Consider the following 21,359-nt stretch of genomic DNA (forward strand, 5'->3'; position numbering starts at 1 on the left):
CCCCGGATATCCACCAGCGCGACCCGCGGCTCGCGCCCGATGCGCTCGGCGATGGCTTTCAACGCCTCGGCGGCAAGACCAGGAGTGTCGAACAGCGGGGTCGGAGCGGGGCGGTTCTGGGCGCTGGCGGGATGCGCGCCGAGAAGAAGGATGAAAAACAGGGCGACAAGCCGATGGAGAAACCTGGCGTGCATCTGCTCCGACATCGGTACTTCCATTGCCTGATCCCAGCGTGGAGCTTAGCGCCGCTGGGGTTTGTTGACAACGACGGTGAGAGTAGCCAGCAGAGCACGATGCTGAATGCCTCCCCCGTATCGCGTCGAGGAGCGACGAGGCAGGCCAGCGGAGTGTGTCAGTTCGTCAGAGTCCTGAGGCACGCGATACCCGTTTGCAGGCGCATACGAGCGTGGGCGAATTCCATCCGGCTTGGATTGGGGCTAGGCTGCACGTTGCGGAAGACACCATCGTCGATGTCGAAGCATCCGGGCTCTGGCCCGGTAAGGTCGTGACCGAGGTGGTGCCGGTCAGCGATTTCTGGGAGGCCTAGCCGGAGCATCAGGACTACCTCGAGCGCTATCCCAATGGCTACACCTGTCATTTCCCAAGACCAAACTGGAAGCTTCCGAAGCGAGAGGAAATTCGCCGCGCGGGGTAGGCCGCTGCACTTTACAACTCCTTCTCGGCCAGTTCGCGGAATCCGTCGGGGACCGAGCACGGACCGTCCAGTGCTGTGGCGGCGTAGCCCATAGCGTCACGTCCAAAGCGGTCGCGAATAATTCACTGACGCTGCCGAGAACATGACAGCCCAAGCCCGCAGGTCGAGAGTCTCGTCTCAAATGCAGTTAATTTGAGAATCAGATCACCTGGATCCCACAATTAAATGCCAAGGCTCAACCAAATCGCCGCATTCTTACAATTAACTGCCAAGCGACAACAATAGCCAATGCTGGGTGATCCGATATACCGCATCGCTAACTATCGGTGCCGCGACTTGGTATCCCGGGAGTTGTCCATGACGATCTGACGCGCAGGCACAGCCGGGGTCCACGGTCATCGTCGCTGGTAGCCCGTCATCTCGAGATAGCCCTTGCCAGGGTGTGTGCCGGCCACCCGCACCGGACCTTCCCAATAGGGGATGCTGAGACCCATCCAAGCCTGAGAGTTGATCGCGCCGACGGTGACGTCGAGCGTACGGTCGGGCAAGACGAGACGCCAGCGCGTAGGAATTTCGCGCCCCTCCACCCAGCTCGTCTCCAGCGGGGTCGCAACGAGCTTGCCGTCGCCGTAGGGCGTCACGGCACCGTCCGCCGCGATCCAGGTGGCGGAGGTGAAGCCGCTGCCAGCGGCATCGCGCAGGCGGAAACCCATCAGCTTCTCGCCTGTGTCAAAGGAAAGCGAGAACCAATCCCAACCGTTTTGGTCGTCCGCCAGCGGCTGCGACGACCATTCGCGATCGAGCCACGCGGTGCCGCGCACCGGGATCTCACCTTCCGGCAGACTAATCTTTCCCTCAACTGAGAAAAAGGGCTGGGAATAGTAGTAGCTCGCCTGCCCTTTCGCCGACTTGACCGAGTAGCCGCCGGCGCCGTGGAAGACGAGCGGGCCTTCGGCATGCATCGCGATGTCGTAGGCGAAGTCATTGCCGGTCGCGCTGAGCTGAAGTCGGTCCAGGCTGTCGCCCTCCATCTGCCAGGCGTCGATCCAGGCCGCGAAGGGCTTGGCAATCACACCCGCCTGGCCGATGCCGCCGCGCGCGAAACGCTCCGTTGAGAGGTGGGTCGCGGCGCTGGTCACAGCGGCATGGCCGAACCACACCTGCGGGCTCTCCCATCCCTCGGCCTCGCCCGGCGCGAGCGCCGAGCGGAACAGCGTCCATTGCAGGCCGTAGTCCGCGCCGTCGGGCCCGGTGAGGTTCGCGGTCAGATACCACCACTCGATCCGGTAGTCCGGATGGGCTCCATGATCCTGCGGGAACTCGAACCGCTTGCCCGGTTCCGGAACGGCGAAGCCTTCGGCGTCTGTGCCGAGCCCGGCAAAGCCCTGGGCGAAGGCATTGCCGACACCCAGCAGCAGGAAAATGAGCGCCCTAGCGTTCATTGGCGAATATCCTCAGCAGCCCGGTCGGCTCCATGCGCGACAGCCGCCACGCTGGCCAGAGCGCGGCGAGCAGCGCGGCGGCGAGCGCGAAGAGCATCAGGCGGATGTATTCGACTGGAAACAGGTACATCGGCAGGCGCCAGCCGAACGCCTCGACATTGACAATGGCAAGCAAGACCCAGGCGAGCGCCAGGCCCAGCGGCAAGGCCAACACGGCCGTGATCGCGGCAAGCAGGACGGTACGCAGGATTTCTAGCCCGGCAAGCCGGCGCTGGGTGGTCCCCATCGCCCATACGGGCGCCATCTGCGGCAGTCGCATCGCCGCCAGCGTGAGCAGGCTCATCAGGATTGCAAACGCGGCAACCGCCAGCGTCAGCACGTTCAGCGCATCAGTCACGGAGAAGGTGCGCTCGAACACCGACAGCGAGAACGCCTTGATCGCCGCCTGGTCGATGATGCGCGCGGGTGGAACGTCGAACGCCTCCGTGAGCGCCCGGCGCAGGCCCTGAGGATTGCCGGTGCGAACGCCATAGCGGCTCGGCTCGATGGCTGGGAACGTCTGGCGAAACAGCGCCTCGCCGACGATGGCCTGGCCGATGGGATTTCCGTAATCGCCGACGACGCCCGCGACCGGCAGCGACAGCCCGGGGCCGAGCGCCAGCGTGTGGCCGACGTGCAGCGCGGCGCGGCGCGAGAGCTGCTCGTTGATTACGACCGCCCTGCCCGCTTCGATCTCGTCCCAGACGGCGGGGATTGCGTCGAGGAAGCGCCAGTTTTCGCGGTAGGTGTAGCCGACACGCACCCCGAAAATCTCCGCCGGCAAGCCGGCGAGCGTCGCTTCGACCGACATGATCGGCAGCACGGCGTCAGCGTGCGCTTCGAGAAAACGTTCCATAGCCGCCCGGTCCGCGACCGCGTCCGCATCGACGTACAGTTCGGCTGACAGGCGCTGGTCGAGGAAGCCGACAAAGGTCAGGCGGAAGCTCGAGACCATGGTGGAAACGCCGACATTCGCAGCCATGGCTAGCAGCAGGGCCATCAGTGCAAGCCCGAGGCCGGGCAGTTGCTGACGCGTATCGGCCCAGAACCATTGCGCCATGGCGCGAACGGCTTGTGCTTCGCCAAGACGAAGGATTGCCGCCAGGCAAGGCGGCAGTGCAAGTGCTGCGCCGAGCAGTAGACAGGCAAGCAGCGCGAAGCCGGCGGCCAGCCCGCCCCCAGTGACGGCCAGCACGCCCGCCGCCGCGAGCAGCACGACCGCGGCTGCAGCCTGGAGCGTTCGCGTCCGTCCCGAGCCCAGCGCCCAGGCGCGGCCGCCGGCGCTCGCAACGACTGGCATCCGCGCCAGCCGCCACAACGCGCTCGCGGCGGCGAGCAATGCGCCGCCGAGCGCCATGCCGATTCCCGAAAGCCACCATGCCCGGCGGATCTGCAGCGTGCCTGCAACGTCGGCGCCATAGAGGCCCCGTATCGTCGCGGCCACGTCCGGCAGCAGGAGCGCTGCGATGAGATAGCCGAGCGTGATGCCGAGCGCGCCGGCAAGCGTCGCCAGCACGACAAGCTCGGCGATCATCAGGACGACCAGGCGGCGGAGCGGCACGCCGAGGGCGCGCAGGGTGCGGATCATGCCACGCCGCTGCTCGAAAGCAAGGCCGATCGCACCGTGGACGATGAAGATGCCTACCGCGAAGCTGAGGAAGCCAAACGCCGTGAGGTTGAGATGGAAGCTGTCGGTGAGCCGGCCGACATCGGTCGCACCGTCCGCACGCTGGAGTAAGAGGTCCGGTGCGATATCCGCCAGCGGCTGTTGCCGTAAGGGCTGCTCCGGCAGGACGATCAGGCGGCTGATGCGCCCGGCGCGGCCAAGCAACTTCTGGACGACGCCGATATCGGCGAGCACGCTGCCCGGCGCGACCGCCTGATCGACCAGAACCGGGTTGGGCATGTTCGCCTCAAGGAGCGCGGCCATTTCCGGGCCGGCGACCAGCGTTTCCGCGCGCAAGTAGCGGTTGAGGTCGGTGCGGGCCAGTGCTTCGCTTGCAGCGGAACTCGGCGGCGCGGTCAGCGGATCGACGCCGACCAGCCTCACGGCGGTGCCGCCGACGCGCAGCCTTCCCTCCACCACCGGACTGACCAGCCAGCCGGCACGGCGCAACGCGACGAAAAGCGCCTGGGGCATGGAATCCCCCTCGCGCGGCATCAGCTGGTGGAACCGGCCTTCGGCCAGCGTAGCGGCAGCTGCATCATAGCTCGCGCGTGCCTCGGCGTTGATCGCCTGCACGCCTGACCAGAGGGCCGTCGCCAGCGCGAGGCCGAGCACCAGCGTCAGCAATTGAAGCCGGTTGCGTCGCCAGTGCGAAGCCAGTGCCTCGAGGACAGCGCCGGTCATGCAAGGCGGCCCTGGCTGAGATGCGCCCGGCGCCCGAGACGTGCCGCAAGACGCGGGGAGTGGGTTACCATCAGGAGCGCTGCGCCGGTCTCCGCCACGAGCGCGAGGAATTGCTCCATCACCCCGTCCGCTGTCGCCTCGTCGAGGTTGCCGGTCGGCTCATCCGCGAGGATCAGCTTCGGCCGCGCCGCGAGCGCGCGGGCGATCGCCACGCGCTGCTGCTGGCCGCCGGACAACTGCTCGGGGTATTTCCGCAGTTGCGGCTCCAGGCCCAGTGCGTGGGCGAGTCGTGAAAGCTCCTGCGGTTCCGGCGTGCCGATCAGACGTGCCTGAAAGGCGATGTTGGCGGCGACGTCCAGGGAGGGGATGAGATTGAACTGCTGGAAGATAATGCCCACCGTGCTTCGCCTGAGCCGGGCGCGACCACTGTCGTCGAGCGCGGTGACCTCCTGCCCATCAAGCCCTACGCGCCCGCCGTCGGCAGCGTCCAGTCCTGCCACGAGGTGGAGCAGCGTGCTCTTGCCCGAACCGGATTCGCCGGTCAGCGCCAGCGTCTCGCCGGCGTCGAGCGAGAGTGTCACGCCCCGCAGGACCGGCACCGGGCCTTCCGGGCCGGAATAGGATTTCAGCAGGTCTTCGATCGAAAGCAGCATGCACCACAGCTACAGTCTGTGGCGAAAAGGAAAAGCGCTGCAGTTGATAATTCCCAGAGGAAGCGCTGGATGGAACAGATCGACGAGGCCGAGCTACCAGCTTTCAGGCGAGCAGCCGTCGAGGGCAACTGGCTGGCGCTGATCAACCATGCTCGGGCCGCTGCAAAGATGCAGCTGGACTTGGGCATCTAAACTTCCCCGGGCGGGGTCAGTCTATGCCCCAAGTTCGTGGCCCTGCCCGGGTTAGAACCGATCATAGCTCTGCGAACGGCGAGCGCCGGATTTGCCATTCGCGTAATTGAGCCTATGATCTGACATCGGCCGTCAATGCTTCGGATGCAGCCGACAGTGAGAGGGTACCTGCTCTTGCCCGTCTGGGAGAGAGCTATGTCCCAAGTCCTCCTGCGCAACCGCGTGTTGAAAGCCCTCTCCCCAGAAGATTTCGCGCTGTTACGGCCGTCAATGCATCGTGTCGAACTTGGTATCAAAGCCCAGTTGGAGATTGCATATCAGCCGATTGAGCAAGTGTATTTTCCAGAGGCGGGTATCGCTTCGGTGGTCGCCACCATGACCGGAGGGCGGCAAAGCGAAGTCGGCATCATCGGCTACGACGGCATGACCGGGGTTGCAGTCATTCTCGGCCAGGACAGGTCTTCCAATGAAACCTATATCCAGATCGCCGGCAATGGCTGGATCCTGCCGGCTGAAAATCTTCGCTCTGCGGTTGCAGAAAGCTCCACCCTTCGCGAGTCACTGCTCCGCTACGCCCACGCGTTCCTTGTCCAGTCGTCCCGGACGGCACTGGTCAACGGTCATTCGAAAATCGAGGAACGGCTGGCGCGCTGGTTGCTGATGGTCCATGACCGCGCTGAAGGCAATAAGGTCTACCTGACACATGAATTTCTGGCGACCATGCTTGGCTCTCGGCGCCCGGGGGTTACCACTGCCCTCCAAATGCTTGAATATCGGGGGCTGGTTCACGCCAAGCGCGGCGAGATCACCATCGTCGACCGTGCCGGAATGATAAAGCTCACGCATGGTGCCTACGGCGACGACGATCACCGTCACTTCGGCCTGGCCTCCGCCTGATTGTCCGGTATCGGACATATGCTTGAACGCCGCCGCATATAGCCCGAATGTCGTACTGGTTGAGCAGGGAGGCACTGTCGATGACCAACACTTTTCACACCGTCACGGTTGAAAGCGCGGCCGAGGCCTATGTCCTCTCCAGAGGCAAGGCCCGGTTCCTCTCCATCGCACAGGCAATCCGCGCCATTCGAACACTCATGCCGGCTTGCAAGGCTACCGACGCCGAATTGGAGGCGATGCTGGCGGCGACATGCATCGTTCACGGTGTTCCCGTCGCTTTCGACGGAACAGCGGTCGACGGCTCAGAAATGCGGCTCCATGCGTAGGCCGGAAATGTCCGCGCTGGAGCAGAAGCCAAATTCAGTGGATGTTCGGAAAGCGATTGTCCAGTACCTGATCGATCATGTTCGAAACCCGAGCGTTTCGATATTCGAAGTGATCAGCGCCGTGAGGAAGATGTTCCCACTTTGCGAACTGACCGATTGGCAAATCGGCGATCTCATTGCGAGAAGCGCCATTGACGCGGGATTTGCCATTGAGTTCGACGCGGCAGACCCCTAGACGGCATAGCATCGTCGTAACGCTGTTCATGACGCTTGACCGAAGATACACCGCTGCTACCCATTGCGATACACTAAGGCGGGCGACGCTTTGAGGAAGTTGTCACATCAAACGCTTGTAAATGATCGCTTTTCTGGCCTTTTTGCACCCGGTTCGATTTGTCGAACTTGTCCGGCCCGGGAGTCACTTCCTTTTCTACGCCAAGGCGCGATACTGCGCGCCGACGTGCGATTTTTCCCCATGCATCGATCCGATTCATTCAGCTGGATTGGTGCAAACAGCAGAGATTCCGATCGAAGTCAGTGGTAAGCTAGCGTAGCACCTCCCCTCGCTTAGGCCTGCAAAGCTCTCATCGTAGAGTCGGCGGCAACATCGTGAACAGACATGCACCCGGCGCCATTGCGCCGAAACGAGCCGTTCAGAGATTTGGCCAACGACCGGTCCCCGCACGCTTCCAGTTCGAGGCCCGGAAGAATTGATCGAAACAGCCTCTCACAGGTCAGAAGGCGGATGACAAGTCTCCCCTCGGTCCCGCTCCCTGAGCGGTGATGTCGATCCTGTCTGGAATGCCGCAAAGGCCGTCGATAGAAGGGCACTACGACGAAAGCTCTCAGCGTCTTAGGCTTGGTGGATCAAATATTGGATGGGAGCGCAGCTGACGCATATGTGATTGGCTACTTCGGCGATCGGGGTTTGCAGGCCGCGCGGAAGTCCCCCCTGTCGCGCACCGCGCAGGCCAGCCGCCAACTTTAACGGTCTCGAGGAACTCGTTTTATCTTATGCTGGACAGGTATGGGCCTGCCGCGACTATGGACGTGCTCCCTTGCCTACTCTTCGGCCGACAGCACATTGCGCGCGGCATAGAGTTCCGCCGTGAAATCGGCAATCAGAGTCGAGTTGATGCCGTCTGGCGGTCGCAGGATCAGCGCTCGGAAATGGACCGCCGGCTCGAATGGTATTGCGATAATGCCAGCGATCATGCGGTCGGCGATAACGGACGGATTGACCAGGCCGATTCCCATGCCTTTTGCAGCAAGAATGGCGATCGTCAGGCCATAGGGGGTCTCGATCAGGATGCGCGGGCGCACGCCCTGCGCGGCGAAAACTTGGTCCATCGCAACCCGCACCGTGTCCTCCGGTGACAATGCCAGGAACGGCTCGTCGGCGAGATCGGTTGGCGTGATCACCGCCTTCTCCGCCAGTCGATGGTTCTTCGGCATCACGCAAACCGCGCGCGGCGTGTTGAAGACGCTGTGGAGCACACCGCTCGTGTCCACCTCGTCAGCGGCGAGCCCGATGTCGAAACTGCCTGACGCCACCAGATCGCGCACCACATTGGAGGTGCGCACCTGATAACTGATGCGCACCTGCGGATGCTTGCGCGAAAAGGCCACGATGGCGCGCGGCACCAGCCCGTGCCCCAGTGCCGACAAGCTGGCGACACGGATCGTCCCCGTGCCCACTTCCTTGATCTGGGCCGCTCGCAGCTTCAGCCGGTCGAGACCGACCAGATTAGCCTTCACTTCGGCATGGAAAAGTTCGCCTTCGCGCGTGGGTACCAGCCTTCCGCGGATGCGGTCGAACAACTTGAAGCCGAGTTCGGCCTCCAACTTCGCGAGCGAGCGGCTGATCGCTGGCTGCGAGGTGTCGAGCAGCGTTGCGGCAGCGCCAGCGCCGCGCGTGATCATGATTGCGTTGAAGACATCGACGTCGTGCAGGTTCATGGATAAGCCATATCAAAAACGGATGAACTTTATCGTTGCGGTCATAGATAGCAATGGGCGAGATGGCTATGGTTGCCTATGACCCAGCGCGACGACACCTCCCATGTCCATCCTCCCAAGCGTTCGCAAGAGCCGTTCCAGTCGCTCGCGATGCCTGTCGAGCGTGCGTCGACCGTCGTCTTCGACGATCTGGAATCCTTCGAACGTCGCGTCGAGCGTCTGTATGACGGCTTCAGCTACGGGCTCTACGGCACGCCGACCAGCCGTCAGTTGGAAGATCATATCGCCATGCTAGAGCACGCGACGCGCGCGCTTGTCGTCCCGTCCGGCATGGCCGCCATCGTGCTGGCGACCATGGCCACCTGCCGTGGCGGCGACCGGGTGCTTATGCCTGAAACACTGTACGGTCCGGCGCGCGACATGATGGCCCGTTTTCTGGGGCCGCTCGGCATCCACGCCGTTTCCTACGATTCCCGGCTCGACGCTGGAATAGCTGCGCTGCTTGACGACACGACACGGCTGGTGTGGGTGGAATCGCCGGGCTCGTCCACCTTGGAGGTGCAGGACGTGCCGGCCATCGTGGCAGTAGCTCACAAGGCAGGCGCATTGGTGGCGGCGGACAATACCTGGGCCTCGCACCTGCTGTTCAAGCCGCTCGACCACAACGTCGACATCTCTATGCAGGCGCTTTCCAAACATGCCGGCGGCCATGGCGATCTGCTGATGGGTTCGCTCGCCGTGCGTGATGAGGCTCTTTTCCGGCGCCTCAAGGATACGGCGCGATTTCTCGGCTATGGCGTTTCGCCAGAGGACTGCGCGCTATGCGAGCGCGGCTTGATGACCATGCCGGTGCGCATGCGACACGCCGACGCCACAGCCCGCAGCATCTTGGAGTGGCTGTCGGTGCGGACCGAAATCGCCCAGCTCCTTCACCCGAGCCTACCGGACCATCCCGGCCACGCCGCCTGGAAACGCGACTTTGCCGGTTCGGCAGGTATGTTTTCCTTCGTACTGCGGCCGGAACTGGCCTCGCTCCAATCAAAGGTTCTCGGTCGCATGCGCCTGTTCAGGCTCGGCGCGAGCTGGGGTGGCGTGCATTCTTTGATCGCCGTTAGCGATCCGCGAAAAAACCGGGCAAGCCTCGACTGGCTGAAGCCAGGTCCCGTCTGGCGCCTGTCGATCGGCCTCGAGGCATTGGACGACCTGCTGGCCGATCTTTCCCAAGCCTTCGACCTTTTTGCCGAAGCCCGGCGGAACGGAGCTGCCTTGGCCGGTGCCAAGGCTGCCGAATAACAAGAACCTCAACAACAAGGGGAATGAAGATGAAACGCAGAAGTTTAAAGTGGCTCGCCAGTGTGGCAATCGGGCTAGCCGGCGTGGTTTCCGGCATCAGTGACGTGGCGGCACAGGCCGTTGTCAACAAGATCAAGGAACGCGGTTATGTCAGCTGCGGCGCTAGCCAGGGCGTTCCGGGCCTCTCCCGACCGGATGAGAAAGGTTATTATCGCGGTTTCGATTCCGACATCTGCCGCACTTTCGCGGTCGCCATCCTCGGCGACAAGGACAAAATCCGCTACGTTCCGCTCAACGCCGGCCAACGTTTCCCGGCACTGCAGACGGGTGAGATCGACATCCTGTCGCGCACATCCACCATCACATTTACCCGGGATACGGTTGTCCGTTTCGTCTGGATCAACCTCTACGACACGGACGGTGTGCTGGTGCGCAAGGCCGACAACATCACTGAGCCGAAACTGCTCGACGGCAAGACCGTCTGCCTGCAGGGCGGCGGCTCCCTGACCGAAAAGGCCATTGAGGAAACCGAGGACGAATTTGGGATTTCCATGAAGAAGGTCTACTACGACTCGACCATTCAGGCGCGCGACGCTTTCTTCGGTGGTCGTTGCGACTCCTACGTAACCGACGGCACCGCCGCGGCAGGCCAGCGTGCCTCGGTGGCCAAGAATCCGGACGACTACGACATCCTCAAGGTCGGCCACGCCGCTGAACCCAATGGCGTGGCTGTCGCGCGCGGCGACGACCAGCTCTTCGACGTGGTGCGCTGGACAATGAACGCCCTGTTCTGGGCCGAAGCGAACGGCATCACCGCGCAGAACGTCGATGAAAAGCTCGCTGCGGGCAATCCGGAGATCAAACGGGTGCTTGGCGAAGAGCCCGGCTTTGGCGCGCCGCTCGGGCTGGACGACAAATGGGCCTACAACGTCATCAAGCAGATGGGCAATTATGCCGAAATCTGGGACCGGAACCTGGGCAAGGACAGCACGCTCAAGGTCGAACGCGGCATGAATGCGCTGTGGAAAGACGGCGGTCTCAACTATCCCTTCCCATGGGATTGAGCCTTGGTCGGGGCGTGCCGAGCGCGCGCCCCTCCCTTCAACTGATGAACCGAGGCCGGTATGCTAAGCGAAGCCAAGACCAGATCGATCATCATTCAAGGCGTGTTGGTGACGACCGTCATCGCTTTCGCTGCGCTGCTGGTCTCGACCACCTTCGCCAATCTAAGGGCGCGCGGTATCCCGATTGGCTTCGATTTCCTGACGATGCCGTCCAGGATCATCATTTCCGAGGCCATCCTCACCTATAAATCGCGCGATCCCTACTATTGGGCGATCGTTGTCGGGCTGGCCAACACGGTCTTCATTTCCGCTCTTGTCATCTTCTTCTCCTCCGCCCTTGGCCTCGTCGTCGGCATCACCCGGCTGAGCAGCAATCCCCTGGCAGCGGGTACCTGCCGGGTCTGGGTTGAAATAGCCCGCAACTCACCGCCGATCGTCCTTTTGATTTTCCTCTATTCGTTGTGGTGGAAGGTGCTGCCGCCGGTCGGCGAAGCACTGAATCCGCTGCCCGGTGTCTACGCATCCATGCGCGGCTTCGTCGTGCCGGCCATCAGCATCGACATCGGCATGACAGGCGCGCTGATCATCCTGTTCGCCCTGACGCTCGCCGCGCTCAGCTACGGTCTCGCCCGGAGTGGTCGCTTGCCGCCCTTGGTTGTGCCGGCGATCCTGGCTGCCGGCGTCGTGGGACTGTGGCTCGCCGATATTCGCTTCGCCGTCGATTTCCCGGTCTTCACGGGTTCGAACTTCCAGGGCGGCGGTGAACTGACGCCCGAGCTCAGCACCATCCTCATCGGCCTCACGATCTACACCACCGGTTTCGTGGCCGAGATCGTACGCGGCGGTGTTTTGTCGGTCGGTCGTGGCCAGTGGGACGCCGGCCATTCTCTCGGCCTGTCACGTGGCAAGATCCTGCGGCTGGTTGTCATCCCGCAGATGCTGCGGGTGATCGTCCCGCCGCTCAACAGCCAGTACATCAATGTCGTCAAGAATTCGACGCTGGCGATCGCCGTCGGCTACCCGGACTTCCTCGCGGTGATGAATACCATCATCAGCAAATCCAGCCACTCGATCGAAGGCGTCTTCATCATCCTCGGCGCCTATCTCGCCCTCAATCTTACCCTGTCGAGCGCGGCCAACTGGTACAACCGCCGCATCGCCATCGTGGAGCGGTGACCATGGCCATGTCTCTTCCCATGTCCTCCGAGGCAACGCCGGACCATTTCCGGTTCGCCGGCCTGCGGCGCCTAGCCAAGCTGTTGTTCGGCACACCGCTCAACGCCGCGCTCACGCTGCTGTTCGGCGCGCTGCTGTTCGTCACCGTGCCGCCCATGCTGCGCTGGCTGGTGATCGATGCGGTGCTCTTCGACCCCGACCCGAATGCCTGCCGAGCGGCCACTGGAGCCTGCTGGAGCTTCATTTATGCCAAATCCGGTCAACTTCTGTTCGGCATCTATCCGTTCGACGAACGCTGGCGCCCAGCCATTGTTTGCCTGCTCATTCTGGCGCTGCTCGGCTGGTCGGTGCGTCCGGCGAGCTGGACGTCACGACTGCTGGCGCTCTGGGTGGCGGCGTTCGCTTTGATCTTCTGGTTGATGGGGGGAGGCTTCGGACTGGCCGAAGTGCCGACTTCATCCTGGGGCGGCCTGCCGGTGACGCTGATTTTGACCGTCGTCGCCATCGGCATCGCCTTTCCGGTCGGCATCCTGCTCGCGCTGGCTAGGCGCTCGACGCTGCCGGCCGTCCGGGTCGGCGCGGTGGTGCTGATCGAATCCGTGCGTGGACTGCCATTGCTGTCCATCCTGTTCGTGGCGTCGATCATGATGCCGCTGTTCCTGCCCGAGGCGCTGCTGCCCGACAAATTCGTGCGCGCGCTTGTCGCGCTCACCATCTTCGCGGCTGCCTATCTCGCCGAAGTGATCCGCGGCGGCCTGCAGGCCATCCCGAACGGGCAGTATGAGGCAGCAGCGTCGCTCGGCCTGCCCTTTTGGCGCACACAACGTCTCGTCATCCTGCCCCAAGCCATCCGGGTGGTGATCCCTGCGCTCGCCAACACCATCATCGTTATGATCAAGAATACGAGCCTTGTCCTGGTCATCGGGCTGTTCGACCTGATCAGTTCAGGCAAGGCTGCACTGGCCGACCCCGAATGGCCGTCGCCGGCCGCCGAGACCTTTCTCTTCATTGGCGCGATCTTCTTTGCGCTGTCCTTCTCCTTCGCCCGCTTCGCCGATTTCCTGGAGCGGCGGGGCCCGGCCGCTCACTAGGAATGCTGCAATGTCGACTTCCGTATCTGCCATCCGGCACGTTCCATCCCTGCCCATGACAAACGATCCCACCGCCGTCGAGATGGTCGGCGTGAACAAGTGGTACGGGGCCTTCCACGTCTTGAAAAATATAAATCTCACCATCCAGCGCGGTGAAAAACTGGTGATCTGCGGACCGTCTGGTTCAGGCAAATCCACCATGATCCGCTGCATCAACAGACTGGAAGAGCACCAGCAGGGCCGCATCGTCGTGGACGGTATTGAACTGACCGGCGACCTGAACAAGATCGATGAAATCCGCCGCGATGTCGGCATGGTGTTCCAGCACTTCAATCTGTTCCCGCACCTGACCATTTTGGAAAACCTGACGCTGGCGCCGATCTGGGTGCGCAATATGCGCCGCAAGGAAGCCGAGCAGGTCGCCATGCACTATCTCGATCGCGTGAAAATCCCGGATCAGGCGCACAAATATCCCGGGCAGCTTTCAGGCGGCCAGCAGCAGCGGGTGGCCATCGCGCGCTCGCTTTGCATGAGCCCGAAGATCATGCTGTTCGACGAGCCCACCTCGGCGCTCGACCCTGAAATGGTCAAGGAAGTGCTCGACACCATGGTTTCGCTGGCCGAAGAGGGCATGACCATGTTGTGTGTTAGCCACGAGATGGGCTTCGCCCGACAGGTGGCCGACCGTGTCGTCTTCATGGACCAGGGTGAAATCGTCGAGATCAACACACCGGCCGAGTTCTTCTCGAGCCCGCACCACGAGCGCAGCAAGCTATTTCTGGCCCAGATCCTGCATTAGCTAACTCCTACGCAATTCCTCGTGCGTATGGTCAGCATGGAGCGCGTGGCGTGAGGCAATGTGATGACGGCTCCACGTTCACCTGTGGCTGGCGCATAGAGGCCGCAACCCGGCCAGAGTGACCGCAACGAGCCGGCGGACCGCTGCTTTGGATGGCAGGTTGCTGGCCGCTGCGAGAGCGTGGAGGCAAAAGATTGCAAGCTCGCCGGGCGCGACATCATCCCGGAAGCCGCCGGTCTTTGCACCCTCAGCGAGCAGGTCCCGGATGAAATTGCTGAGCTGCTGCTGCGCCTGGGCGACGTGCTCGCCTCGATGCAGGCGCGCCGCGAGTTCGGTGCTGTGGTGCTCGTGAGAAATGAACGCGTAGGCCTCGAGCACAGCTTTGAGCTTCTCGCCAGCGGTGCCAGCCTCATCCCCGGATGGCAATCAGATGTTCGAGGTGGCCGGCGACCTGACGTTCATGCCAGGCGACGAGGATCGCTTCAACGTCGGGGTAGTACTTGTACAGCGTCGCACGACCGATTCCCGTCTCCTCGGCGATCTGTGACATCGTCACCGACAGCAGTCCATGCTTGGCCACCAGCGCCGCGGTGGCATCGAGGGTCGCATCGCGCACCGCCCGACGGTGCGCATCGATGGTTTCATTCCATAGCTTCGGCATCACCCCAACATACCTGACGTGGCAGCTTTGTCGAGATAAGAGACATCGTGGCATGATATAGACATTGCGTCTCGATAAAATCGAGCGCCATTATATGTCGATACAGACGATAGAGGAACGGACATGGCCGACCTGCCCCCCTACCCCGGCGCACCGCGCTGGGTGAAAGTGTCGGGGATCGTCGCGATCATTCTGGTCCTGCTGGTTGTCGCTGTGGTCTTCACCGGGTATCGGCGGGCCCCACGGTCCCGGCCGGCACATGCCGTCCTCCGGCGTTACAGAAACCGGCGTGCAACAACGATGATTATGGCACCCGGCGTTCGCAAGTTAGCCCTCACTGCGCATGTCACGTCCTCTGTCGGCACGCTCGGCGCAGTCGCAGGCTTCCTGGCTCTCGCCGTCGCCGGCCTGGCAGCCAAGGATTCGCAGATGGTGCGCGCAGCCTATCTCGCGATAGAGTTGACCGCCTGGTATGTCATCGTCCCGTTGGTTCTCGCCTCATTGGTCACCGGGCTTGTCGTGTCGCTGGGCACCAATTGGGGCCTGTTCCGGCACTACTGGGTCGTGGCGAAGCTTCTGCTGAATATTCTTGTCACCGTCGTCCTGCTGCTTCAGCTGAATCTGATTGGCTATCTGTCAGACATCGCAGCAGAGACGACGTTTTCCAGGGTTGATCTTCGGGAACTGAGGATATCACCTGTGATCCACGCCGCGGGAGGGCTGCTCGTGTTGCTCGTGCCTGCGGCGCTATCGCTATACAAGCCGCGGGGCCTGACCCCGTACGGGTGGCGGAAGCAGCATGAGGGGTCGACGGCTCCGCAGCGTTAGAAGCAGCCGCTCCGTCGACACCCGCGCCCGCCGCATCGGAACAAAGTTTTCGCGCTTCCGTTACGCAGCATGTCATGCATTGCACTCTTGCGGATACTTCGGCGGGCGAAGGCAGCTTTTTTCATCTGCTTCGCTGTCGGTTTGCTTCTGTCTGGAGCGCCAACGCGCTGGACCACGACCATCAATTTCCCAAATCGCCGAGTTCAAGCAGTGGCTTGAGAACCAACGCAAAGTGATCGTTAGGAGGCGCCTGTAGCGCGCTCCTCGAATCGAAGAAAGGACACCCCCATGCATCACCTTAGCCCCGAAATGAAAAGCTGCATCGACGAATGCCTGCGCTGCTATTCCGTGTGCCTTTCGACCGCGATGGGCCACTGCCTGGAACTGGGCGGCCAACACACCGAAAAACAACACTTCACGTTGATGATGGCGTGCGCCGAAATCTGCCGGACATCGGCGCATTTCATGCTCATCGGTTCCGAGCACCACAAGCATACCTGTGACGAATGCGCCGAGATCTGCAACGAATGTGCGGATGACTGCGAGCGCATTGGCGACATGCAGGAATGCGTCGAGGCCTGCCGCAGCTGCGCAGCGAGCTGCCGGAAAATGGCGGCCTAGAAGCCTCGTCTGAGGGCGCCCGGTTCAGACCGCGCGCCTTGGTTGCCGCGATTGTCATCTGAAAAACAGGAACTTGATCAAGGCGGCGATCGCGAGAACGACCAGAGCGAGGAGGATGAAGCCTGCTACGCCCATGCCCCACATGCCGCCCGACATCATCTGGTCCATCATTTTTCGCTCCTATTCCGCGGCCAACTTCAGCCGACCGTCTGCTCTTGGCTCCTCGACCGCACTCCGGCTCGGCAACCGCCAGCCCTTGACGATGCCGTAGACGGCCGGAATCACCACCAGCGTCAGGATCGTTGAAGAAATCATGCCGCCGATCATGGGCACGGCAATCCGCTGCATGACCTCCGATCCGGTGCCCGTGCTCCACAGGATGGGCAGCAAGCCCGCCATAATGGCGACCACCGTCATCATCTTCGGGCGTACGCGCTCGACGGCGCCGAACATGATCGCCTCGTTCAGGTCCATCTTGGTCAAACTCCGCTTCCCGGCCACACATCTGGCCTTCGCCTCGCTCCACGCGTTGTCCAGATAGATCAGCATGATGACCCCGGTTTCGGCGGCCACGCCGGCGAGCGCGATGAAGCCCACCGCGACCGCGACCGACATGTTGAAGCCCAGCCACCACATCATCCAAATGCCGCCGACGATTGCGAATGGCAGCGACAGCATGACGATCAGCGTCTCGGTCAGCGCCCGGAAGTTGAGATAGAGCAGCAGGAAGATCAGCGCGAGCGTCAGCGGCACGACGATTTTCAGCCGTGCCTGGGCACGTTCGAGATATTCGAACTGCCCGCTCCAGGCGACCGAATAACCGGGCGGCAGTTTTACCTCGGCGGCGACGGCCTGTTGCGCCTCGTTGACATAGCCGCCGAGATCACGGCCAGCGATGTCGACGAAGATGTAGACTGCGAGCTGCCCGTTCTCGGTGCGGATCGAGGTCGCGCCGCGCGTGAGTTCGACCTTGGCCACCTCTCCGAGAGGTACGAAGCCGCCGCCAGGCAGTGCGATCTGCACGTCGCGGGCGATCGCACCGGGATCGCTTCTCAGCGCGCGTGGATAGCGCATGGCGACGCCATAGCGTTCGCGGCCTTCGACCGTGGACGTGATCACCTTTGCGCCGAGCGCCATGGAGATCACGTCCTGCACGTCGCCGATCGACAGGCCGTAGCGTCCGAGGGCTGCCCGGTCGGGCACGATGTCGAGATAGTAACCGCCGATCACCCGCTCGGCATAAGCGCTCGACGTGCCCGGCACCGCCCTGAGTACCGCCTCGATCTGGCGCGCGACATTTTCCATCTCGCCGAGGTCGGTGCCGTAGACCTTGACCCCGACGGGCGTGCGTATGCCCGTCGACAGCATGTCGATGCGGGCGCGGATCGGCATCGTCCAGGCATTCGACACACCCGGAAACTGCAGCGCGGTGTCCATCTCGGTTTTCAGACTTTCCGACGTGACCCCTGGCCGCCACTCCGATTTCGGCTTGAGATTGATGATGGTCTCGAACATCTCGGTCGGCGCAGGGTCGGTCGCGGTCTGCGCCCGGCCCGCCTTGCCGAAGACAGACTCTACCTCAGGGAATGACTTGATGATCCGATCCTGCATCTGCATCAGTTCGGCGGCTTTCGTGACGGACAGGCCCGGCAGCGTCGTCGGCATGTACATCAACGTTCCCTCGTCGAGGTTCGGCATGAACTCGCTGCCGAGCTGGCGCGCGGGCCAAACCGTCACTCCAAGGGCGACAATGGCGAGCAGGATCGTGAGCGTCTTTGCCCTCAGCACACTGGCAATGATCGGCCGGTAGAGCCCGATAAGCAGCCTGTTGAGCGGATTTCTGTGCTCCGGCACGATGCGGCCGCGCACCAGCATCACCATCAGAGCGGGCACCAGTGTCACCGAGAGCAGCGCTGCGGCCGCCATGGCGAAGGTTTTGGTGAAGGCGAGCGGACCGAACAGACGGCCTTCCTGGCTTTCAAGCGTGAATATCGGCAGGAACGAGACGGTGATGATGAGCAGGCTGAAGAACAGCGCTGGCCCGACCTCGGCTGCAGCCTTGATCAAAACCTCGATGCGGGGCTTGCCCGGAGGCGCCCGTTCCAGGTGCTTGTGCGCGTTCTCGATCATGACGATCGCCGCGTCGATCATCGCCCCGATGGCGATAGCGATGCCACCGAGGCTCATGATATTGGAGCCGAGGCCAAGCAGCTTCATAGCGGCAAAAGCCATCAGGATGCCGACGGGCAGCATGATGATGGCGACCAATGCGCTCCTCACATGAAGCAGGAACACGATGGTGACGAGGGCTACCACGATGCTCTCCTCCACCAGCGTCGACTTCAGAGTCTCGATCGCAGCCTCGATGAGCTTTGAACGATCGTAGACGGGCACGATCTCGGTACCTTCAGGCAGGCTCCTTTCGATCTCAGCGAGACTTTCCTTGGCGTTCTCGATGACGGTGAGCGCGTTCGCGCCGACCCGCTGCAGCACGATGCCGCTCGCGACCTCGCCCTCGCCGTTCAGTTCGGCGATGCCGCGGCGCTCGTCAGGCACAATCTCGACCTTGGCGACGTCGCCGAGCCTGAGCGGCACGCCGCTGACCGACTTCAACGCGATGCTTTCGATGTCGGACGCACTCTTTAGGTAGCCGCGTCCACGCACCATGAATTCGAACTCGGAGATCTCGACCGTGCGGCCGCCCGTGTCCATGTTGCTGGTACGAACCGCTTCGCCGATTTCCGAAAGCGTCACGCCCTGAGCGCGCATCCGCGAGGGATCGATCACGATCGAGTACTGCTTCACGAAACCGCCGACGCTTGCGACCTCGGACACCCCTTCTGCCTTCGAGACTGCGAAGCGGACCACCCAGTCCTGCAGGGAACGGAGTTCCGCGAGGGACAATTCCTTGGCAACGACGGCGTACTGGTAAACCCAGCCGACGCCTGTCGCGTCCGGTCCGAGTGCTGGAGAAACGCCGTCGGGCAGACGGCTGGCGGCCGCGTTCAGATATTCGAGCACCCGGCTCCGCGCCCAATAGGGATCGGTGCCGTCCTCGAAGATCACGTAGACGAAGGATACGCCGAAGAAGGAGAAACCGCGCACCACCTTCGACCGTGGCACGGTCAGCATAGAGGTCGTCAGCGGATAGGTGACCTGGTCCTCGACGACCTGTGGGGCCTGGCCCGGATAATCGGTGAACACGATGACCTGGACGTCGGAGAGGTCCGGTATGGCATCCAGCGGCAAGGTCTTGACCGCATAGACCCCCGCGGCAGCGGCAAGTGCGGTCGCGAAGAATACGAGGATCAGATTTCGGGCCGACCAGGCAATGAGCTTTGCGATCATGGCTGCGCCTCCGCAGGCGTCAGCGCGCTGAGCGCGGCCTTCAGGTTGCTTTCGGCATCGATCAGGAAGTTAGCCGAGACAACGACCTTTTCGCCTTCGGCAAGGCCCTCCATGATCTCGGCCATACCGTCGCCTCGCATACCGATCTTCACGTCGCGCGGCTCAAAGCTGCCTTCGCCCTTGTCGACGATCACAACCTGGCGGTCCCCCGTGTCGATGACGGCGCTGTCGGGCACGGCCACGACAGGATCAGTGCCGCCCGTCGCGATCTCCACCTCGGCATACATGTTGGCAAGCAGCAGCCCCCCGGGATTGGGGAGTTCTATGCGAATCCTCGCGGTCCGGGTCTGCCCCTGGATTTCAGGGTAGATCAGACCGACCTTGCCTTCGAACACCTTGCCCGGAAGGCTGCGGATGCGGACGGTCGCCTTGTCCCCGATACGAACCGAACTCAACTCGTATTCCGGCACATCGGCCATTACCCAGAGGGTCGAAACATCGGCGATCCGGAACAGGGTCTGGCCTGCCTCCGCCATCATGCCGTCGACGGCCAAGCGCTCCAGGACAACGCCGCTGCGGGGCGCCATCAGCGTAACCGAGATCGGCACCTTCTTCGTCTTCTCGATCTCAGCAATCGCTTCCGCAGGGACGCCGAGATTTTCCAGACGCTGTAGGCTGCCTGCGACCGCGCCTCCACGCGCGTCGCCCTTCAGGTCGGCGGCATAAAGCGCACCTGCCGCGGCGATCTCCTTGGCGTAGAACCGCACCAGCGGCTGGCCTTTTTCAATCGCCGTTCCAGTCGTCACGTCAGCCACTTCCTCAAGGAAAGCCTCGGTGCGAGTCGAGACGACGCTGACGCGGCGCTCGTCCAGCGTGACTGTGCCGGGGACCCGGACCGGACGTTTGATCGCGCCTCTGGTGGCCAGCGCTGTCTTCACGCCTGTCCGTTGCAGCTTTCCTGGCGAGACTTTGACGGTCGAGCCGTCATCCGCTTCACCTTCGAAGACGGGAATGTAGTACATCCCCATGGAATCCTTCTTCGGCACAGGAGACGTGTCCGGCAGGCCCATGGGATTGCGGTAGTAGAGGATCTTCCGGTTGCTCGGCGCCACCGCTTCGCCGCCTACCTTCATCTCGGGGCGAAACTCGAAGCTCACATCCTCGCTTGCCAGAACCGCCACGAAATCCCGGCCATCTTCGGTGCGCTTTGGTGTCGACGAATAGGCGGGATCTCCGTCGGGATGGCGGTAGTAGATGACGTGACCAGAGGGAGCCGGATCGGCAGTCGCCGGCTTCGGTTCCGCGTTGAGCGGGCGCCCGATGGTCGTCTCGATCATTTGCACGATGTCCGAGACGGATAGATCATGTTGTCCGGCCGAGTATCCGCCGGCGCCAGCCCCTGCCGTCAATACGGCGAGGGTCAGGAATGAGCCGAACCTTTTCATTGGACGGCCTTGAATTCCAGGCGGCGCTCGACCGTCTCGGTCTCGCCCTGGACCTTGGCGGCAAGCGAGAATCGCCAGCCGCCCGCCATCGTGAGGTTGGTCTTGAAGCGATAGATGCCGGGCTCCTCGGGCGGCAGCGCCTCGACGGGCGTGCTCATCGCCTCCATTCCGTCCGGAGCCATGTCCATTCTGGTGGCGAACACGACGGCGTTGGCCACCGGAGCGCCTGTCCTCTTGTCGAGGAGCCTAACGGCGACGATGGTGCCGCCCCCTTCCTTGATCTCGTTCTCAACGAGCTGGAATTCGTAGTCCTCTTGCGCTGCTTTGGCCGCTTGGGAAGCGACAGTGACGGATGCAAGCGCAAGCATCGCGGTGCGAAATGCGAGTTTCGACTTCATGATCAATGTTTCCGACTGACAGTGTTCCGCGCTTGCGCACGGCGCGAGCATGACAACGTCATGCGAACGGCCCATGCGGCCTTCCTCTGCACGGGTCGCGGCGCTAAACGCGCCTATTTGCC

21 protein-coding genes and 1 pseudogene are annotated in these 21,359 nt (G+C 62.6%); 12 read left to right on the top strand and 10 right to left on the bottom strand.

Going from position 1 to position 21,359, the window contains the following annotated elements; genetic code table 11:
- Positions 1 to 206: hypothetical protein (locus AC0L3D_RS16480; protein ID WP_473645067.1), on the bottom strand; the 206-nt coding region annotated here is incomplete at its 3' end.
- Positions 207 to 448: 242 nt separating this feature from the next.
- Here AC0L3D_RS16480 and AC0L3D_RS16485 point away from each other — a divergent pair.
- Positions 449 to 655, top strand: a pseudogene (locus AC0L3D_RS16485) (peptide-methionine (S)-S-oxide reductase); the annotation flags it as partial.
- 395 nt (positions 656 to 1,050) lie between these two features.
- Here the strand turns inward: AC0L3D_RS16485 and AC0L3D_RS16490 are convergent.
- Genes AC0L3D_RS16490 through AC0L3D_RS16500 form a run of 3 tightly spaced genes read right to left on the bottom strand, consistent with a single transcriptional unit; the run spans position 1,051 to position 5,139 of the window.
- Positions 1,051 to 2,097 (bottom strand): lipocalin-like domain-containing protein, encoded by a 1,047-nt coding sequence (locus tag AC0L3D_RS16490; RefSeq protein WP_473629679.1) that lies wholly within the window; start codon positions 2,095 to 2,097, stop codon positions 1,051 to 1,053.
- Positions 2,087 to 4,486: an FtsX-like permease family protein gene (locus AC0L3D_RS16495; RefSeq protein WP_473645069.1), complete on the bottom strand. Its 2,400-nt coding sequence runs from the start codon at positions 4,484 to 4,486 to the stop codon at positions 2,087 to 2,089. The genes AC0L3D_RS16490 and AC0L3D_RS16495 overlap by 11 nt, the downstream gene beginning before the upstream one ends.
- Positions 4,483 to 5,139, bottom strand: coding sequence for an ABC transporter ATP-binding protein (locus tag AC0L3D_RS16500; RefSeq protein ID WP_287239568.1), 657 nt, complete (start codon positions 5,137 to 5,139; stop codon positions 4,483 to 4,485). The genes AC0L3D_RS16495 and AC0L3D_RS16500 overlap by 4 nt, the downstream gene beginning before the upstream one ends.
- 69 nt (positions 5,140 to 5,208) lie before the next feature.
- Here AC0L3D_RS16500 and AC0L3D_RS16505 point away from each other — a divergent pair, with 69 nt between their 5' ends.
- The 4 genes from AC0L3D_RS16505 (at position 5,209) to AC0L3D_RS16520 (ending at position 6,789) form a co-directional block, all read left to right on the top strand.
- Positions 5,209 to 5,331: a hypothetical protein gene (locus tag AC0L3D_RS16505; protein ID WP_288141874.1), complete on the top strand. Its 123-nt coding sequence runs from the start codon at positions 5,209 to 5,211 to the stop codon at positions 5,329 to 5,331.
- A 195-nt stretch (positions 5,332 to 5,526) separates the two neighbouring features.
- On the top strand, positions 5,527 to 6,228 hold the full coding sequence (locus tag AC0L3D_RS16510) for a Crp/Fnr family transcriptional regulator (RefSeq protein ID WP_473645071.1): 702 nt from the start codon (positions 5,527 to 5,529) through the stop codon (positions 6,226 to 6,228).
- Between the two features lie 80 nt (positions 6,229 to 6,308).
- Positions 6,309 to 6,554 carry a hypothetical protein gene (locus AC0L3D_RS16515; RefSeq protein WP_473523206.1) on the top strand — a complete coding sequence of 82 codons (246 nt, stop codon included), beginning with the start codon at positions 6,309 to 6,311 and terminating at the stop codon, positions 6,552 to 6,554.
- Between the two features lie 7 nt (positions 6,555 to 6,561).
- Positions 6,562 to 6,789 (top strand): hypothetical protein, encoded by a 228-nt coding sequence (locus tag AC0L3D_RS16520; protein WP_128244948.1) that lies wholly within the window; start codon positions 6,562 to 6,564, stop codon positions 6,787 to 6,789.
- 827 nt (positions 6,790 to 7,616) lie between these two features.
- Here the strand turns inward: AC0L3D_RS16520 and AC0L3D_RS16525 are convergent.
- Positions 7,617 to 8,513, bottom strand: coding sequence for a LysR family transcriptional regulator (locus AC0L3D_RS16525; RefSeq protein ID WP_473629548.1), 897 nt, complete (start codon positions 8,511 to 8,513; stop codon positions 7,617 to 7,619).
- Between the two features lie 78 nt (positions 8,514 to 8,591).
- Between AC0L3D_RS16525 and AC0L3D_RS16530 the strand changes: the two genes are divergently transcribed.
- The 5 genes from AC0L3D_RS16530 to AC0L3D_RS16550 are packed head-to-tail and all read left to right on the top strand — an operon-like array spanning position 8,592 to position 13,936.
- Positions 8,592 to 9,806, top strand: coding sequence for a trans-sulfuration enzyme family protein (locus tag AC0L3D_RS16530; RefSeq protein ID WP_128168205.1), 1,215 nt, complete (start codon positions 8,592 to 8,594; stop codon positions 9,804 to 9,806).
- A gap of 29 nt (positions 9,807 to 9,835) precedes the next feature.
- Complete coding sequence (locus tag AC0L3D_RS16535) at positions 9,836 to 10,870, top strand: transporter substrate-binding domain-containing protein (RefSeq protein ID WP_128244946.1); 1,035 nt, start codon at positions 9,836 to 9,838, stop codon at positions 10,868 to 10,870.
- 60 nt (positions 10,871 to 10,930) lie between these two features.
- Positions 10,931 to 12,046 carry an amino acid ABC transporter permease gene (locus AC0L3D_RS16540; RefSeq protein WP_128244945.1) on the top strand — a complete coding sequence of 372 codons (1,116 nt, stop codon included), beginning with the start codon at positions 10,931 to 10,933 and terminating at the stop codon, positions 12,044 to 12,046.
- 2 nt (positions 12,047 to 12,048) lie between these two features.
- Positions 12,049 to 13,137 (top strand): amino acid ABC transporter permease, encoded by a 1,089-nt coding sequence (locus tag AC0L3D_RS16545; RefSeq protein WP_287260334.1) that lies wholly within the window; start codon positions 12,049 to 12,051, stop codon positions 13,135 to 13,137.
- 55 nt (positions 13,138 to 13,192) lie between these two features.
- Positions 13,193 to 13,936, top strand: a complete 744-nt coding sequence (locus tag AC0L3D_RS16550; RefSeq protein ID WP_287363498.1) for an amino acid ABC transporter ATP-binding protein — start codon at positions 13,193 to 13,195, stop codon at positions 13,934 to 13,936.
- A 78-nt stretch (positions 13,937 to 14,014) separates the two neighbouring features.
- Here the strand turns inward: AC0L3D_RS16550 and AC0L3D_RS16555 are convergent, their stop codons facing one another.
- Together AC0L3D_RS16555 and AC0L3D_RS16560 are read right to left on the bottom strand one after the other, a co-directional pair.
- Entirely contained in the window at positions 14,015 to 14,362 is a 348-nt protein-coding gene (locus AC0L3D_RS16555) for an SbtR family transcriptional regulator (protein WP_473645073.1), read from the bottom strand.
- Positions 14,346 to 14,597 carry a TetR/AcrR family transcriptional regulator gene (locus tag AC0L3D_RS16560; protein ID WP_473645130.1) on the bottom strand — a complete coding sequence of 84 codons (252 nt, stop codon included), beginning with the start codon at positions 14,595 to 14,597 and terminating at the stop codon, positions 14,346 to 14,348. Before AC0L3D_RS16560 ends, AC0L3D_RS16555 begins: the two co-directional genes overlap by 17 nt.
- A 123-nt stretch (positions 14,598 to 14,720) precedes the next feature.
- Between AC0L3D_RS16560 and AC0L3D_RS16565 the strand changes: the two genes are divergently transcribed.
- Both AC0L3D_RS16565 and AC0L3D_RS16570 read left to right on the top strand, forming a co-directional pair.
- Complete coding sequence (locus AC0L3D_RS16565) at positions 14,721 to 15,425, top strand: hypothetical protein (protein WP_473645075.1); 705 nt, start codon at positions 14,721 to 14,723, stop codon at positions 15,423 to 15,425.
- A gap of 288 nt (positions 15,426 to 15,713) precedes the next feature.
- Positions 15,714 to 16,046: a four-helix bundle copper-binding protein gene (locus tag AC0L3D_RS16570; protein ID WP_473629550.1), complete on the top strand. Its 333-nt coding sequence runs from the start codon at positions 15,714 to 15,716 to the stop codon at positions 16,044 to 16,046.
- Positions 16,047 to 16,226: 180 nt separating this feature from the next.
- Here the strand turns inward: AC0L3D_RS16570 and AC0L3D_RS16575 are convergent, their stop codons facing one another.
- From AC0L3D_RS16575 to AC0L3D_RS16585, 3 genes are read right to left on the bottom strand one after another with little or no spacing between them, the layout of a single operon-like run.
- Complete coding sequence (locus AC0L3D_RS16575; RefSeq protein WP_473645077.1) at positions 16,227 to 19,394, bottom strand: efflux RND transporter permease subunit; 3,168 nt, start codon at positions 19,392 to 19,394, stop codon at positions 16,227 to 16,229.
- Positions 19,391 to 20,839, bottom strand: a complete 1,449-nt coding sequence (locus AC0L3D_RS16580) for an efflux RND transporter periplasmic adaptor subunit (RefSeq protein ID WP_473523199.1) — start codon at positions 20,837 to 20,839, stop codon at positions 19,391 to 19,393. The genes AC0L3D_RS16575 and AC0L3D_RS16580 overlap by 4 nt, the downstream gene beginning before the upstream one ends.
- Entirely contained in the window at positions 20,836 to 21,237 is a 402-nt protein-coding gene (locus tag AC0L3D_RS16585; RefSeq protein ID WP_473645078.1) for a FixH family protein, read from the bottom strand. The genes AC0L3D_RS16580 and AC0L3D_RS16585 overlap by 4 nt, the downstream gene beginning before the upstream one ends.
- Positions 21,238 to 21,359: the final 122 nt, after the last annotated feature.

The organism is Mesorhizobium sp. WSM4837 (genome assembly GCF_055811435.1).

Excerpts from the sequence above, each read along its gene's own strand:
- AC0L3D_RS16490 (WP_473629679.1), bottom strand. The coding sequence starts at position 2,097 with ATGAACGCTAGGGCGCTCATTTTCCTGCTGCTGGGTGTCGGCAATGCC.
- AC0L3D_RS16495 (WP_473645069.1), bottom strand. The coding sequence starts at position 4,486 with ATGACCGGCGCTGTCCTCGAGGCACTGGCTTCGCACTGGCGACGCAAC.
- AC0L3D_RS16500 (WP_287239568.1), bottom strand. The coding sequence starts at position 5,139 with ATGCTGCTTTCGATCGAAGACCTGCTGAAATCCTATTCCGGCCCGGAA.
- AC0L3D_RS16505 (WP_288141874.1), top strand. The coding sequence starts at position 5,209 with ATGGAACAGATCGACGAGGCCGAGCTACCAGCTTTCAGGCGAGCAGCC.
- AC0L3D_RS16510 (WP_473645071.1), top strand. The coding sequence starts at position 5,527 with ATGTCCCAAGTCCTCCTGCGCAACCGCGTGTTGAAAGCCCTCTCCCCA.
- AC0L3D_RS16515 (WP_473523206.1), top strand. The coding sequence starts at position 6,309 with ATGACCAACACTTTTCACACCGTCACGGTTGAAAGCGCGGCCGAGGCC.
- AC0L3D_RS16520 (WP_128244948.1), top strand. The coding sequence starts at position 6,562 with ATGTCCGCGCTGGAGCAGAAGCCAAATTCAGTGGATGTTCGGAAAGCG.
- AC0L3D_RS16525 (WP_473629548.1), bottom strand. The coding sequence starts at position 8,513 with ATGAACCTGCACGACGTCGATGTCTTCAACGCAATCATGATCACGCGC.
- AC0L3D_RS16530 (WP_128168205.1), top strand. The coding sequence starts at position 8,592 with ATGACCCAGCGCGACGACACCTCCCATGTCCATCCTCCCAAGCGTTCG.
- AC0L3D_RS16535 (WP_128244946.1), top strand. The coding sequence starts at position 9,836 with ATGAAACGCAGAAGTTTAAAGTGGCTCGCCAGTGTGGCAATCGGGCTA.
- AC0L3D_RS16540 (WP_128244945.1), top strand. The coding sequence starts at position 10,931 with ATGCTAAGCGAAGCCAAGACCAGATCGATCATCATTCAAGGCGTGTTG.
- AC0L3D_RS16545 (WP_287260334.1), top strand. The coding sequence starts at position 12,049 with ATGGCCATGTCTCTTCCCATGTCCTCCGAGGCAACGCCGGACCATTTC.
- AC0L3D_RS16550 (WP_287363498.1), top strand. The coding sequence starts at position 13,193 with ATGACAAACGATCCCACCGCCGTCGAGATGGTCGGCGTGAACAAGTGG.
- AC0L3D_RS16560 (WP_473645130.1), bottom strand. The coding sequence starts at position 14,597 with ATGCCGAAGCTATGGAATGAAACCATCGATGCGCACCGTCGGGCGGTG.
- AC0L3D_RS16565 (WP_473645075.1), top strand. The coding sequence starts at position 14,721 with ATGGCCGACCTGCCCCCCTACCCCGGCGCACCGCGCTGGGTGAAAGTG.
- AC0L3D_RS16570 (WP_473629550.1), top strand. The coding sequence starts at position 15,714 with ATGCATCACCTTAGCCCCGAAATGAAAAGCTGCATCGACGAATGCCTG.
- AC0L3D_RS16575 (WP_473645077.1), bottom strand. The coding sequence starts at position 19,394 with ATGATCGCAAAGCTCATTGCCTGGTCGGCCCGAAATCTGATCCTCGTA.
- AC0L3D_RS16580 (WP_473523199.1), bottom strand. The coding sequence starts at position 20,839 with ATGAAAAGGTTCGGCTCATTCCTGACCCTCGCCGTATTGACGGCAGGG.
- AC0L3D_RS16585 (WP_473645078.1), bottom strand. The coding sequence starts at position 21,237 with ATGAAGTCGAAACTCGCATTTCGCACCGCGATGCTTGCGCTTGCATCC.